The sequence below is a fragment of the Paenibacillus sp. MMS20-IR301 genome (assembly GCF_032302195.1).
Classification (GTDB): domain Bacteria; phylum Bacillota; class Bacilli; order Paenibacillales; family Paenibacillaceae; genus Paenibacillus_AQ.
Window position 1 is genome coordinate 1734455 of the sequence record NZ_CP135275.1, and the last position, 14387, is coordinate 1748841.

The 14387-nt window shown below is 51.1% G+C and carries 8 protein-coding genes; all 8 read left to right on the top strand.

Annotated elements, in window-relative coordinates; all coding sequences use genetic code 11:
• Window positions 1-69: 69 nt before the first annotated feature.
• The 8 genes from LOS79_RS07745 (at window position 70) to LOS79_RS07780 (ending at window position 13973) form a co-directional block, all read left to right on the top strand.
• Complete coding sequence (locus LOS79_RS07745) at window positions 70-4713, top strand: polysaccharide lyase family 8 super-sandwich domain-containing protein (protein ID WP_315417759.1); 4644 nt, start codon at window positions 70-72, stop codon at window positions 4711-4713.
• A 93-nt stretch (window positions 4714-4806) separates the two neighbouring features.
• Window positions 4807-6525, top strand: a complete 1719-nt coding sequence (locus tag LOS79_RS07750; protein ID WP_315417761.1) for an extracellular solute-binding protein — start codon at window positions 4807-4809, stop codon at window positions 6523-6525.
• Between the two features lie 235 nt (window positions 6526-6760).
• Complete coding sequence (locus LOS79_RS07755) at window positions 6761-7618, top strand: ABC transporter permease (RefSeq protein ID WP_315422060.1); 858 nt, start codon at window positions 6761-6763, stop codon at window positions 7616-7618.
• 13 nt (window positions 7619-7631) lie between these two features.
• Window positions 7632-8510: a carbohydrate ABC transporter permease gene (locus LOS79_RS07760; protein WP_315417764.1), complete on the top strand. Its 879-nt coding sequence runs from the start codon at window positions 7632-7634 to the stop codon at window positions 8508-8510.
• An 89-nt stretch (window positions 8511-8599) separates the two neighbouring features.
• Window positions 8600-10327: a sensor histidine kinase gene (locus tag LOS79_RS07765; RefSeq protein WP_315417767.1), complete on the top strand. Its 1728-nt coding sequence runs from the start codon at window positions 8600-8602 to the stop codon at window positions 10325-10327.
• Between the two features lie 7 nt (window positions 10328-10334).
• Window positions 10335-11960, top strand: coding sequence for a response regulator (locus LOS79_RS07770; protein WP_315417769.1), 1626 nt, complete (start codon window positions 10335-10337; stop codon window positions 11958-11960).
• A 129-nt stretch (window positions 11961-12089) separates the two neighbouring features.
• Window positions 12090-13199, top strand: a complete 1110-nt coding sequence (locus tag LOS79_RS07775) for a glycoside hydrolase family 88 protein (protein ID WP_315417772.1) — start codon at window positions 12090-12092, stop codon at window positions 13197-13199.
• 63 nt (window positions 13200-13262) lie between these two features.
• Window positions 13263-13973, top strand: coding sequence for a GDSL-type esterase/lipase family protein (locus tag LOS79_RS07780; protein ID WP_315417774.1), 711 nt, complete (start codon window positions 13263-13265; stop codon window positions 13971-13973).
• The last annotated feature ends 414 nt before the right edge of the window (window positions 13974-14387 follow it).

The following is a 14387-nucleotide window of genomic DNA, read 5'->3' on the forward strand; positions in this document are numbered from 1 at the left end:
AGTAAGCCTCCTGATAATATGAAAACGCATACATGAGAAGGTGAATCTGAATCGAAGGGGATGGGATGAATGAATAATCTGAGGGCGAGGGTGAGCCTGCTGCTGATTGCCGCAGTAATTGCTTCCTTATTCGGAGCATTGGGGGCAGGCAAAGTGAGCGCGAATGCGGATGAGTTTGACACGATGAGACATAAGTGGAAGACCGGGCTAACCGGAGGAACGGAGCTAGACAGCTCTGACCCGGATATCGCCTACAAGCTGAATAGCGTAGGCCAGACCAGCTGGGGCACGATGGATAAATCCGCCGCCAGAACTTATCTGTGGAGTGACTTGACCAGTTCTTCAAGCTCCTCCCAGATCACCGGTGCTTATCTCCGGATTAAGGGCATGGCCCTGGCTTACAGTACACAAGGCTCTGCTCTATATGGCAACGCTGAGCTCAAGACAGATATTATCGGTGCACTCGACTGGATGTACACGAACCTGTACAACGAGACCAAGTCCGAATATGACAACTGGTGGGACTGGGAGATCGGCACCCCGCTGCATCTGAATGACATTGTAGTTCTGATGTATGATGACCTGATGGCCACGCCTCAGAAGATAACCAATTATATGAAGGCTGTCGAGCAATTTTCCCCCGATCCGGCCAAAGTGAACAAGGGGCAGTATGTTCCGACCGGCGCGAATCTCGTCTGGAAATGCAATATTGTGGCTATGCGCGGGATGATTGTGAAATCTGCAGCCAAGCTGACAGCGGCCAGAGATGCCTTAACTCCGCTGTTTGATTATGTAACCGAAGGGGACGGCTTCTACGGGGACGGCTCATTCATTCAGCATAATGTGTATGCCTATACCGGAAGCTACGGAGTAAGCCTGCTGCAGGAGCTGGCAAATGTCTTGTTTCTGCTCAGCGGCTCCCCGTGGGAACCGGTTACTCCCGGCGTAAGCCATGTGTATCAATGGGTTTATAATGCCTTCGAGCCGGTAATTTATAACGGGGCCATGATGGATATGGTGCGGGGCCGGGCGATATCCAGAAATTACGAGCAGGACCAGCTGGTAGGCCATAATACGATTGCCGCCATCATCCGGTTAGCCCAACTGGCCCCAACGGCCGATGCCCAAAGAATGAAATCCATGGTCAAGGCCTGGATAGGGGCCGATTCACAGTTAAGTTTCTATAAAAATGCAGGGCTAAGTACTGTATTACTGGCCAAAGCAATCATGAACGACAGCAGCATCACAGCCAGAGCAGAGAACATACAGACCAAGGTATTTGCAGGCATGGACCGGGCGGTCCATCTGCGGCCCGGCTTCGGCTTCGGGATCAGTATGTCTTCGGGGCGGGTTGGTACCTATGAATCGACGAATGGTGAGAACCTGAAGGGATGGTATACGGGCGCCGGAATGACTTATCTGTATAATGATGATCTTCAGCAATTCACCGACTACTGGCCGACAGTCAATAAATACCGGCTGCCCGGGACAACAGTTGATACGATGCCAAGAACAACGGATGGCGAGGGCGCCGGCTTCCTAAGCCCCAAGACATGGGCGGGAGGAACAGAGCTGCTCGGGGAATCCGCTACAGTAGGAATGGATCTGAAGGGGTATGGGAGCACCCTAACCGCGAAGAAATCATGGTTCATGCTGAATGATGAGGTAGTTGCGCTTGGAGCCGGAATCAGCAGCACTGACGGAAGAACGATCGAGACGACGGTTGAGAACCGGATGCTGAACAAAACACAGTCCACCCGGGGAATTGATCCGGCGTCTCCGGCAGTTGCACCATCCGGCAGCGAACCCGTCCGACATAAGATCTATGCGGTCAGCGACAGCGGCAACGACGGCAATCTTCCTGTGAATACCTATGATAATAATCTGGGCACCAGATGGTCCTCGTCGGGAGACGGCCAGTGGATCCGGTTCGATCTGGGCAAGACGCAGCCGGTAGGCTATGTGGGACTTAACTTTTATGTGCAGAGCACCAGATTCACCACATTCGATATTCTGGTATCCGAGGATAACGAGACATGGAATACGGTATTCAGCGGAAGCTCGAGCATAGTTGATGATTCTGTAATTCAGGTGTTCGACTTCCCGGATGTGGAGGCCAGATATGTGAAGCTTGTCGGTCACGGCAACTCCTCGAACCTGTGGAACAGCATCAATGAGCTGCAAATTTATGCTCCCTGCGCAGCAGGGAACCTGATTATCCCGCTGGCAGTAGGACCTGTAAGCCCGGCCGCAGTAACGGATAGTCTGGGCTCAGCTTCCGTTCCTTCCGTCAAAGATAACGATATCAGTACCTTCTGGAGTGCAGACAGTGACGGGGCATGGCTGAAATATGACCTGGGAGTAAGTGTTCCGCTAGGCTACACAGGTATAAGCTTCGCGGCGGGCAATGAGCGCAAGTATTCCTTTGATATTGAAACCTCGCCGGACAATACGGTCTGGACCGCGGTTTACAGCGGGCAAAGCAGCGGGCTGACTGCTGAGATTCAAGCTTATGCTTTCAACGAGACCACAGCCAGATATGTGAAATTCAACTTTCACGGGAATGATCATGACCTCTTAAGCAAGGTCTCAGAAATTCAGCTGTATTCTCCTAACACTCTAGGTCCGGTTCTGGCGCCGCTGCATACGGGGCAGAAGGCGAACGGGGATGAAGAGTTCATCGTCAACGGCACGGCTAAGCCGGCAGCCCTTGGCTGGACGGAGGAAATGGATAACGTCTCTTATGCCTACCTCGAAGGAACAGGGGGCTATTATTTCCCGCAGCCGGCTACAGTCAAGGGCTTGAGAAGCGCTTCCCAGGGCAGCTGGTCCGAGCTCAATACGGGAGGCCCGTCGGCTATTTTATCGAAGAATTATTTGACGCTCTGGCTGGATCATGGGGTAAATCCGCTCAATAAAGATTATGCCTATGTCCTGCTCCCGGGCAAGACCGCGCAAGAGACAGCTGATTACAGCAGCAATCCGGATATTGAGATCCTGTCGAATAATACCAATATCCAGGCGGTACGGGATAAGGTGCAGCATATTACCGGAGCGAACTTCTGGGTGCCGGCTACAGTGGATATGCTGACCGCCTCTAATCCGTCTTCCATAATGCTGAAGGAGGAGAACGGTGTGCTGGATGTGGCGGTATCCGACCCGGCCCGGCTCCAGAACAAAGTCACCTATGAAATATTCAAAGAAGGGTTAGCGGTTGTTGCCAAAGATCCTACCGTTACCGTTCTTCAGCTCAGTCCGACCCTCAAATTCGAGGTCAATACCGCAGGCCAGGACGGCAGGTCCCATAAAGTGAAATTCCAGTATGATCCCTCTGTACTGACACCGCTGCCGGTACCTACACCGCCTCCGGTAACACCTCCGACACCGCCAGTTCCAAGTACAGTAACTTTAGTGGATGATCTGGATGATTTCACCCAGCTCTTCGCCCGTAGCGCCAATCTGAGCTTTGACCGGGGAGAGGCGGCAACCTTCGGGGGAGATACTTCCCGGCTGATCCGCAGCAAGAACACGAACGATTATATTATTTACAAAGCGGCAGCGGATAAGGATATGACTGATTTTGCCCTAAAAACCTGGTTTTGGTCCACGGAGCAGACAACGGATTTTCAGTTCTATACTTCACCGGATAACATCACTTATACTCCATTTATACCGGATAAGGCTGCCGGCTCCGCAGGCTGGAAAGAAGTGAATTACAGCGGCAGTCTGCCCGCCGGGACCCGGTATTTAAAGATCGTCTATATGCATAGTACCAGCAATCTCTGGAATCCGCAGATCGGGCAGGCCGTAATCACAAGCAAGGTTCCGGTACCCACCAGCCTGACGGTGCGCGATGAGATGGAGGATTACACTAAAATGTTTGCCCATAGCGGCAATGTATCCATCAGCGGAGGAAACCCGGAGAGCTTCGGTGCGGATACTTCCCGTCTGGTCAGGCTGACGAACACGAACGAATATGTCATCTATAAGGCTGCGCCAGGGATGGACCTGAAGCAGTTTTCGGCAAAAGCGTGGTTCTGGCCTTATGAGGCGGCGGATGACCTGCAATTCTCTACCTCCACAGATAACAGCACTTATCTGCCGTACACTCCGGTTACAGCCTCCGTCTACGGCAGCTGGAATGAGGCTAATTACAGCGGGAAGCTGCCGAGAGGGACCCAGTACCTGAAGATCGCCTATAGCATAAGCCCGGATAAAGTCTGGAACCCGCAGATCGGCAGCGTCGAAACGCTCAGCGAAGTGCCGAAGCCGGCAAGTGCAGTGCTGAGTGATCCATTGTACGACTTCAGTAAAATGTTTGCCCACAGCAGTAATCTGTTTTTTGACATTTCGAATCCGGCCAACTTTGCCGGCGATACCTCCCGTCTGGCCAGGAAGACCAACACGGAGGAATATGTGGTTTATCAGGCTGCAGCCGGAATGGATATGAAGGAATTCAGCGTCACCTCCTGGTATTGGCCGGGTGAGACTGCCGGAGATCTGGAGTTCTACGTATCAGCGGACAACACGGCTTATACCGCATTTACCCCTGTGCGGACAACAGGAGCAGCCAACTGGAAGGAGATCCTGTATAGCGGGCTTGTGCCAGCCGGGACCCGGTACTTGAAAATTGTCTGCAAGGTGACGCCGGAGAAAAGCTGGAATCCGCAAATCGGCAAGGTGGAGATTCAAAGTGAACACGCAGATGATTAACGAAAGTTCATGATCTTAAATATGAATCATGTTATTGGCTTAGCCAGGGTGTGATAATGAAAGAGCAAGGAACAGTATACAAGGGGGGTTAAGATGAAAAAGAAGCAAGCAATAACCGCATTTGTAAGCGTTATCCTGACAGCGGGGATTCTGGGCGGCTGCGCAGGTAACAACAATAGTAATGGCAATGAAGGACAATCGGCCAGCCCGGGTGCCAGCCCGGAGGCTGTTGCCAGCGAAGCGCCCGCAGTACAGCCCAAAGAGAATGACCGGACCAAATTTGACCCGCCGGTAACCATTACCGCAGCCATCGCCATGAAGCCTTCTGACAAGCTGCGTAACGGCGATACGCCGGAGAACAATCCGATTTCCCGGTGGTTTGAAGAGAATCTGGGGATTATAACCAAATATCAATGGGTGGTCACAGATTCACTGGAAACCAAAGTCCGGCTGGCGATGGCCAGCGGGGAAGCTCTGCCGGATGTACTCTATGTATCCGGAACCTTGTTCGAGGATCTCGTGGCCTCGAAGAAGATTCAGCCGATTGACGAGGCCTTCGAGAAATATGCGACGGCCAGGGTGAAGGAATCCTATGCTAAGAACCCTGAAATCTGGAATTCGGTAAAAAGAGACGGCAAGGTCTATGGCCTGCCGAATATCTCAAACGGCATCGTCGGCGATACCGTAATGTGGATCCGCCAGGACTGGCTGGATAAGCTGAATCTGCAGGCTCCAACCACCATTGAGGAAGTTCAGCAGGTGATGGACGCTTTTACCAACCAGGACCCGGACGGCAACGGCAAGAAGGATACGTTCGGGATGGCCATCGGCGGCAACTCCGGCTTTTATAAACCTACTAATAATTATATGGCCGATACAGCCTTTGTCTTCGGCCAGGATCAGCCTTATATGTGGCTTAAGGGGGAGGACGGCAAACTGCAATACGGCTCCATTCAGCCTGCCATTAAGGAAGGGCTGGCAAAGCTGAATGAGTGGTACACGAAGGGATACATCAGCCCGGACTTCGGCACACAGGATGCAGCGAAAGCCATGGGGGACTTCACTTCCGGCAAAGCAGGAATTGCCTTTGCTCCCGGTTGGGCCGGCGGCTGGCCGGTGGGCACTGCAGTAGCGGAGGCCAAGGCCAAGAATGAAACGGTCGTGATCAAGCCTTATCCTCTGCCGTCAGGCATCAAAGGGGAGGTAGGCCGGCAGGAATCCCCTCCGTCCTATGGAACCTATGTGTTTCGTGAAGGCTTCACCCACATGGAGGCCATCTTCAAATACTGGGACACCATGTATGCCGGCCTGGTTGAAGATGAAGCGAGTCCGTTCGGCCAAGGCTACGGGGAAGGCTATGACTACGTGATGAAGGACGGCAAGCCCTCCTGGGATGTTCCGGATGGCGTGGTCAGCTTGAATACGTATTTGCTTATGTCACCCGGCTCGGGAACGGCTCCGATGAATGTTGTCAGCGGCCCGAATATTTATGAGCGGGTAGCTGCCGGCAAGCAGGATAATATCTTCGAGCAGAAGCTGAAGGCGAGCAACGGCGAGCTGACCATTGCCGGCTTCGCAGTCGCCCAGCAGCAATTCGGCCAGGATGTGAAGAGCGGCTTCTACGGGGCCAATACCCCGACGATGAAGGAGAAATGGGACCAGCTGGCCACACTTGAGGAGCAGACCTTCCTGCAGATCATCTACGGCAAGCAGCCGGTAGACTACTTTGATACTTTCGTGAAGCAATGGAATGATCAGGGCGGGGCGAAGATCACTGAAGAAGTGAATGAAAGCGTTCAAGATAATCAGTAAACAGTAAATCGGTCCGGGCATACAAGCCCGGAACCGCAGAGACAGGCAAATGCGGCAGACAAAGTTATTGCGCTGCGTTCTCCGCATTTGCCTGCTCTTAAATATAAGTCATGTTTATGGATAGGAGACTCTCCGGATGAAAACTGTGAAAGTAAATCTCAGTACAAAGAGAAATGCTGTCCGAATCCCCAAGCTGCGAAGCAGCCTCAATCTGCGGAAAACCTGGCCGCTGCATATGTTCCTTTTGCCCTCCGTAATCCTGCTCCTTGTCTTCAACTACACACCGATGGCGGGCTTTATTATTGGATTCAAGGATTATAAGCCCTGGCTGGGCATGTGGGATTCCCCGTTTGTAGGGCTGAAGCATTTCCGGTTCATGTTCCATGATCCCGTTGCCCTCAAAGTGATCTGGAATACCTTCCTGATCGCTGTATTTAAGATTATATGCGGAGCCATCGCTCCCTTTACCTTTGCACTCTTCCTCAATGAAATACGCATTGTCTTCCTTCAGAGAACCGTTCAGTCCCTGGTCTACCTGCCGCACTTCCTGAATTGGGTCATTCTTGGAGGGATTCTGTCAGACATGCTGTCCTCAAGCGGGATGATCAATCAGTTCCTGGGCTGGCTGGGCCTTGAGCCTATCTTCTTCCTTGGGAGCGGCAACTGGTTCCGGTTCACGCTGGTTGTCAGCGATGTATGGAAGGAATTCGGCTTCGGCACAATTATCTATCTGGCCGCCATGGCAGGCATCAACCCGAATCTGTATGAAGCAGCAGATATGGATGGGGCCAATAATTTCCGCAAGGCGCTGCATATCACCATTCCGTCAGTTATTCCGATCGCCATCGTTGTAGCCACCTTATCCCTTGGCAACATTCTGAACGCCGGCTTTGATCAGGTATTCAATATGTATAATCCGTTAGTCTATGACAAAGGCGATATCATTGATACCTATGTATACCGTGTAGGCCTGCTCCAGGGCTCCTTCAGTCTGGCGACAGCCGTAGGGCTGTTCAAATCCGTCATCAGTTTTACGTTAATTGCCACGACCTACCGTTTGGCCAGCAAGTATGCCGATTACCGGATTTTCTGAAAGGATACTGATTATGCTCAAATTATCGTTTTCCAACAAAATGTTTCAGGTTCTCAATAATTTGCTGCTCTCGCTGGTGGCTATTCTATGTATCCTGCCCATGGTCCATGTTCTGGCCGTATCGCTCAGCTCGGATTATGCTACCACTTCTTATCTTGTGAAGTTTTGGCCCGTGGGATTTAACCTTTCGGCCTACAAAAAGGCGCTGGAGAGCAACAACTTCATTATTGCATTTCAGGTAAGCGTACTGCGGACGGTTCTGGGCACGGCCATCACCATGTTTCTAACGATGCTGTCGGCCTACTCCATGTCCAAGGATGACCGCTATTTCCGCGGGAGAACGGTGTACGCCTGGTTCTTCGTATTCACTATGCTCTTCCATGGGGGGCTGATTCCTACCTATCTGGTGGTGCAGAAGACCGGACTGACCAATTCGATCTGGGCCCTGGTAATACCCTCTGCGGTAAATGTATTCAATGTCGTGCTCATGATGAATTTCTTCCGGGGAATCCCGAAGGAGCTGGAGGAATCGGCCATGATTGACGGTGCGGGGCATTTCCGGATTCTGTTCCGGATTCTCATTCCGATCTCCCTGCCTTCAATTGCGACACTTTCTTTATTTACGATCGTCTATCACTGGAATGCCTGGTTCGATGGGCTGATTTATATGAACAAAGCGGAGCTGTTCCCGCTGGCTACCTTCCTGCAGGCACTGATTGCCGGATTTGATTATACGAAGATCGGGCTTAATCCCACGGATCTGGAGAATCTCTCAGAGCGGTCCCTGAAATCTGCACTGATCTTCATCGGCACGTTTCCGATTCTGCTGGTGTACCCGTTCCTGCAAAGGTATTTCGTGAAGGGAATGACCCTCGGCTCCGTCAAGGAATAAATCCGGTATGAATATGGCTGTTAAGGGAGACCTTGGCAGCTATTTTCTGTGTATAATTAGGAGGTATCCGCAGAAGGGGGGAGCAGGCTGTGAAACTGATTAAAAGGGTAATCCTGCTCATTGTTGCCAGCCTGATCCTGATTCTGGCACTGTATTTCTATTCCTACAGGCAAAGCGTATCGGTCATCGAGAATCAGATTAACAGCCGTAACGATGAGAAGCTTGCATACTTCCTCAACCGGATTGAAGGCTTGCTGGATCAGAATATGCTGTTTGCTTCGCTGATGGCCAAAGATCCCGAGGTCAAGCGGGTCTCTTACGGCAATCTGCCTCCGGCCGGTTATGACCGGCTAAATGTGATCCAGTCGATGGAGTACAAGCTTAATTTATTCAGCATTACGAATCAGATCATGAACATCATCTCGATTTATTTTCCAAAATATGATTTGGCTCTATCTTCCGTACCTTCCATGAAATTCAACCAGGCAGAAATAGCTTCGGCGTACACCTCCAACTGGAAAATAAATACGGTTGAAGTAAGCGGCGTGAAAATGGAAGCGTTCTCCCGGTTTTTTGTCTCCCCGTTTCAGGCTGAACCGCCGGATTTGACGAAGGCTGACTTTATTATCCGCGTGGATTTCTTCACCAAGAATATTACGAATGTGCTGGATGAGTTCAAGCTGGGCGGTTATGGCGATGCATTCTTTTATCACAGTGAGGAACAGATGGTCTATAACAGCACAGCCAAGAATGAGCTGATCCGCCAGGTGATGGGGGCTCGTACCCCAGGGATTCATCATACGAAAGGGCAATATCATGAGATTGTGGAGGTGGATGACAAGAAATATATCCTGTATGTTCTTCCTTCAAACAAAATAGATTGGAGTCTCATGGATATCGAGCCGCTGGATGAGATTCTGCAGCCTGTGGTAGACAGCCGTAATTTGTTCGGGCTCATTATGTTTCTGCTGCTGCTGCTGGGGATTATCGCTGCCTTCCTGTTGTACTTCTATATACAGGTGCCGATACGTATTCTGATCCGCAGTGTGGAGCATATCCGCAACCAGGACTTCTCTTACCGGATTCATAGCCAGAAGCGAAATGAATTCCAGCAGCTGTTCGATTCCTTCAATAACATGGTTAAAGAAATCGACCATCTGATCAAGCGGGTGTACACGGAGGAGATCCGTTCGCGGGAGGCCGTCATGAAGCAGCTGCAGTCGCAGATCAATCCTCATTTCCTGTATAACTGCCTGGCGTACATCGTGAACATGGCTAAGCTGAACAAGAACAACTCCATCATAGCTATGGCCCATAGCCTGGGCGATTATTACAAGTACACGACCCGCAACGAAACGCTGGAAACTACGCTGTGGAGTGAGATAGAGCTGGCGGTCAATTATATGGATATTATGAATCATCAATTGGATAAATTCCGTTACACCCTCTCTATACCTGAAGCTATGAAAAATATCAAAATTCCCCGGCTCATTATCCAGCCCGTGATCGAGAACGCGATTGTCCATGGGCTCGAGGAGGTTGTGGCCGACGGACTGATTGTGATTAAAGGTCTGGAGGAAGCGGACTCCTGCCGGCTGATTATCGAGGATAACGGACCAGGATTATCTGCAGAGGAAATTGAGGAGCTGACCAGCAGGACGGAGATCGATGATAATCTTACCGAACAGACGGGGTTATGGAATGTTCACCATCGTCTGAAATACTACTTCGGTGAGCACTCAGGGATCCGGCTGGCTCCTTCGGCCTTGGGCGGACTGAAGATTGAGCTGTATTGGGAGAAAGTGGAGAGGGAGTGAGTCCTGGATGTACTCATTATTAATTGTGGACGACCACAAGCATCAAGTGGATACCTTAGCGGTTACGCTGCCCTGGGAGCAGTTCGGGATCACCTCCGTTCACAAGGCATATGACAGCCGTCTGGCGCAAGAGCTGCTTAGGGATATTCCCATCGATATTATGATTACAGACATCCGTATGCCGGGAATCTCGGGGCTGGAGCTGATCAGCTTCATTAACGAGAATCAACTGGATACCGATTGCATTTTACTTACCGGCTATGCGGAATTTGAGTATGCCAAGAAAGCGATTGAGCTGCATGCAGTGGATTATTTCATCAAGCCGGTGCGCGATGAGCTGCTTCTGGATACCGTGGATAAAATTATAGATAAACGCAGGCGCCATCAGCAGCATTCACGCATGTTCGAGCATGCCACCGCAGTTCTCCACCAGAACTTGCCGCTGCTCAAAGAAAATCTGCTGCTCGAAACCCTCCAGGGCTCCGGCTACACCAGGAATTATCTCACCGAGAAGCTGAGGATGTATCAGCTTCCTTATGCCTATGGGGATTCTGTTAAGCTTATGGTGATCAATTTCGAGTCCAGCTTCTATGAAACATATACTTCGGCCGATATTAAGCTGCTCGAGTATGCAGTCATGAACATGGCGGAGGATCTGCTGTCCCCCCATTTCCACGTATGGAACCGGATTCAATCCGAGATCAATTTGACGTTGCTGCTGTTGCCCCGGACTGCGGATTGTACTGGGGACAGCGATCACTGGAGCCCATCCAGCCGGGAGCTGTTGTCCGCCTTAGCTAACCGGCTGCTTGAGCAGGTGGACCACTATCTGAAGCAACACGTTATCATTGCCATCTCGGGTACAGCCAGGTTCCCGGAAGATATTCACGGTGTGTATTCCTCTGTCCTATCCAGTGTGATTAAGTCAGCGGAGCGGCAGGGGGTTATTGTTCTGGAGCAGCCGGGAATATCCCGAAGTATCGCTCCGCTGCGTTCCCTGTATCAGTCGCCCACCTTAATCCAGCTCATGGATCAGGGCAAGATGGAGAAGCTGAATGATAAATTCCAACAGATTTTCACTGAATTGGAGACACGGGAGTCCGATTCACGTGCCCATCTGCGTGAAGCCTATCTGCATCTGCTAAGCAGCTTTACTTATCTGGCCCATAAGAACGGCAAGGTGCTGGAGGATATTACTGGAACCGCATCTATCCATGCGGAACGCAGTGTGATTCATTCCGCCCGGCAGCTCAAAGCCTGGAGCCGTATCATTATAGAAGCCCTAATCGATCAGGGTCCGGCTGCCAATGATGAGACCCACCAGCAGCTGGTCAACAAAATCCACAGCTACATTCAAGAGAACCTTGAACGGGATGTGACCCTGCAATCCATCAGTGAGTATGTCTATCTGCACTCGGTCTATTTATCTAAGCTCTACAAAGAGATTACCGGGCTTAATCTCAGTGAATATATTCTGCGCGCCCGGATGACGGAGGCCAAGCGCCTGCTGGAGCACACCGCCTACAAAATCTATGAAATTACAGAGAAGGTGGGCTATCAGAGCCCGCAGCATTTCATCCGCAGATTTAAGCAGTACTACGGGGTCACTCCGGATATTTTCCGTAAACAGTAGATTTCCCTGAGTTTCAGGTAGTTAACAGACGTTCATGATCTTTAGAACCGATCATATGCTTCCCCTGGCTCTAGTGACATAATTAAGCAGGGAAGGATATTGATTCTTGGAGCATGGGGGAGCTATGGCATGAAGGACAAATGGCCGGAGATGGCCTGGCAGAGAGTAGCTGAGAAAATCGAACGGATCAGCCGGACAATAGGGGCAGCATTTCCAAACGGCTCCATACATGGCCGTTACCAGCTGGCGGCAGCCCATGACTGGATTGCAGGCTTCTGGCCCGGAATGCTGTGGGCCGTGTATGAGGAGACAGGGAAGGAAGAACTAAAGGAGCTGGCCGTGCAATGTGAACGGCAGATCAGCCGGACACTGTGGGACAGCTTCGAGCTGCTGCATCATGACGTTGGTTTCATGTTTGAGCTTAGCAGTGTCCGGCAGTATAAGCTGATTCAGGATGAGGAGGCCAGACGCCACGGATTGATGGCCGCCAGCCTGCTGGCTGCCAGATTCAACCCGGCAGGCGGGTTCATCCGGGCTTGGCCCAATTGGGGCGATGAAGACCATACGGGCTGGGCAATAATCGATTGCATGATGAATCTGCCGCTGCTCTATTGGGCTTCAGCAGAGCTGTCTGATCCGCGGTACCGGCAAATAGCCGTGCTTCATGCCGATACCGTGCTGCGGGAATTTCTCCAGGCGGATGGCTCGGTCCACCACATCGTCTGCTTTGATCCGGATACTGGTGCACGGGTCGAAGCGTTGGCCGGCCAGGGATATGCGGCTGACTCTGCCTGGTCCAGAGGAGCCGCGTGGGCGTTGTACGGGTTTGCGCTCAGCTACAGATACACGGGGCATGACAGATATTTAGCTGCTGCCTGTAAGGTTGCCGCCTTCTTCCTGAAGCATCTTCCGGAGGATCTGGTGCCGTACTGGGATTTCAGGCTGCCGGAGCCTGATGCCGCGGGTATGCCGAGGGACTCTTCGGCAGCTGCCATTGCCGCAGCCGGATTGCTGGAGCTGGCTGAAGCCGTGCCAGCAGAGGCAGGCAGGGAATATAAAGCTGCAGCTGCAGCCATTATTCGCTCCTTATATGAGAATTACGGCGCCTGGGATGAGGACGAGGAGGGGCTGCTGCTCCAGGGAACAGGCTATTACGGAAGAGAGATTTATGTAGACCGGCCGCTTATTTTCGGTGACTATTATTTCGTGGAAGCGCTTAAACGGCTTAAGAATAGTTAAGCAGATAAGCAGAGCAGAGGCTATGAATTGATTAAACAACCAAGACGAAAGGAAGATTCAAAGATGACAAATGATCGTGTGGTGCTCATTAAGCCGGGGAATTTCGGACAGATTGTGGCGGCAGACGGCCGCAGAGGTGAATTTGACATTGGTAATGAGGTCATTCTCAGCCATCGGCTGCCGGTGGATGCTGTATTTATCGGAGATTCCATTACCCACATGTGGGAGCTGAATGCTTATTTCGGCCGCAACGGCAGATTGCTAGTGAACCGGGGAATCGGAGGCGATATCAGCAGTCATGTAGCAAGACGGTTTGCCGCCGATGTCATCCAGCTACAGCCCAAATGCGCAGTGATCAAGATAGGCGTGAACAACTTCTGGGCGCTGGACGGCTGGACGGCGGCTGACCGCAAGCCTGTGGAAGAGATTGTCGCTGATCTGGTGAGCGATGTTCAGGATATGGTAAGGCAAGCCAAGGAGCACGGTATAGTACCTGTAATCTGTTCGGTTCTTCCAACGCATATGCCGCATTCGGGTAATGACGGACTGCGCAACACCGGGATTCAGAATGCCAACGAGCTGCTGCGCACGCTGGCCGCAGAGCAGGGCGCCATCTATGTGGATTATCATTCCAGGATGGTCCAGCCGGACCGGCTTCAGCTGCGTGGCGGACTAGCAGACGATGGCCTGCATCCGCATGTACGGGGCTATGATATTATGGCTGAGACCTTACGTGAGACACTGCGTACTACAGGGATTGATTGGCTGGCATAGGAGCAACTGCGTGAATGGGTGAATGATAATAATCTTTAACTATCATTTATCCATATGAAATGATCAAAATATCGGGGACTATATAATGATTTGGTTACATTAATCCATATTATTTTGCGTATTGCTCATAAATTCACAAAGTCCTGAGATTCAGTAAAGCTGAAGCAGGACTTTTTTGCTGGAAACTGAAAACTTGATGTAAAATACTGAATACTCAGATTATTTAAGGAGATAAATTAAAGTAGCATTATAAAACTGAGTTATATCTAAATGTTCAAATCCAGGATTACCTGATCTGATCAGTTAGACCGAGGTTGAATTTGGGTTAACTGTTTGGGTTAACTGTAATGAGACTTCGATGTTTAAAAAAAGTTACATCAGTCGGAGAAAAGAGTACGAAATTACATACCATGC

Coding starts and splice junctions, on each gene's coding strand:
- LOS79_RS07745 (WP_315417759.1), top strand. CDS start 70: ATGAATAATCTGAGGGCGAGGGTGAGCCTGCTGCTGATTGCCGCAGTA.
- LOS79_RS07750 (WP_315417761.1), top strand. CDS start 4,807: ATGAAAAAGAAGCAAGCAATAACCGCATTTGTAAGCGTTATCCTGACA.
- LOS79_RS07755 (WP_315422060.1), top strand. CDS start 6,761: ATGTTCCTTTTGCCCTCCGTAATCCTGCTCCTTGTCTTCAACTACACA.
- LOS79_RS07760 (WP_315417764.1), top strand. CDS start 7,632: ATGCTCAAATTATCGTTTTCCAACAAAATGTTTCAGGTTCTCAATAAT.
- LOS79_RS07770 (WP_315417769.1), top strand. CDS start 10,335: ATGTACTCATTATTAATTGTGGACGACCACAAGCATCAAGTGGATACC.
- LOS79_RS07775 (WP_315417772.1), top strand. CDS start 12,090: ATGAAGGACAAATGGCCGGAGATGGCCTGGCAGAGAGTAGCTGAGAAA.
- LOS79_RS07780 (WP_315417774.1), top strand. CDS start 13,263: ATGACAAATGATCGTGTGGTGCTCATTAAGCCGGGGAATTTCGGACAG.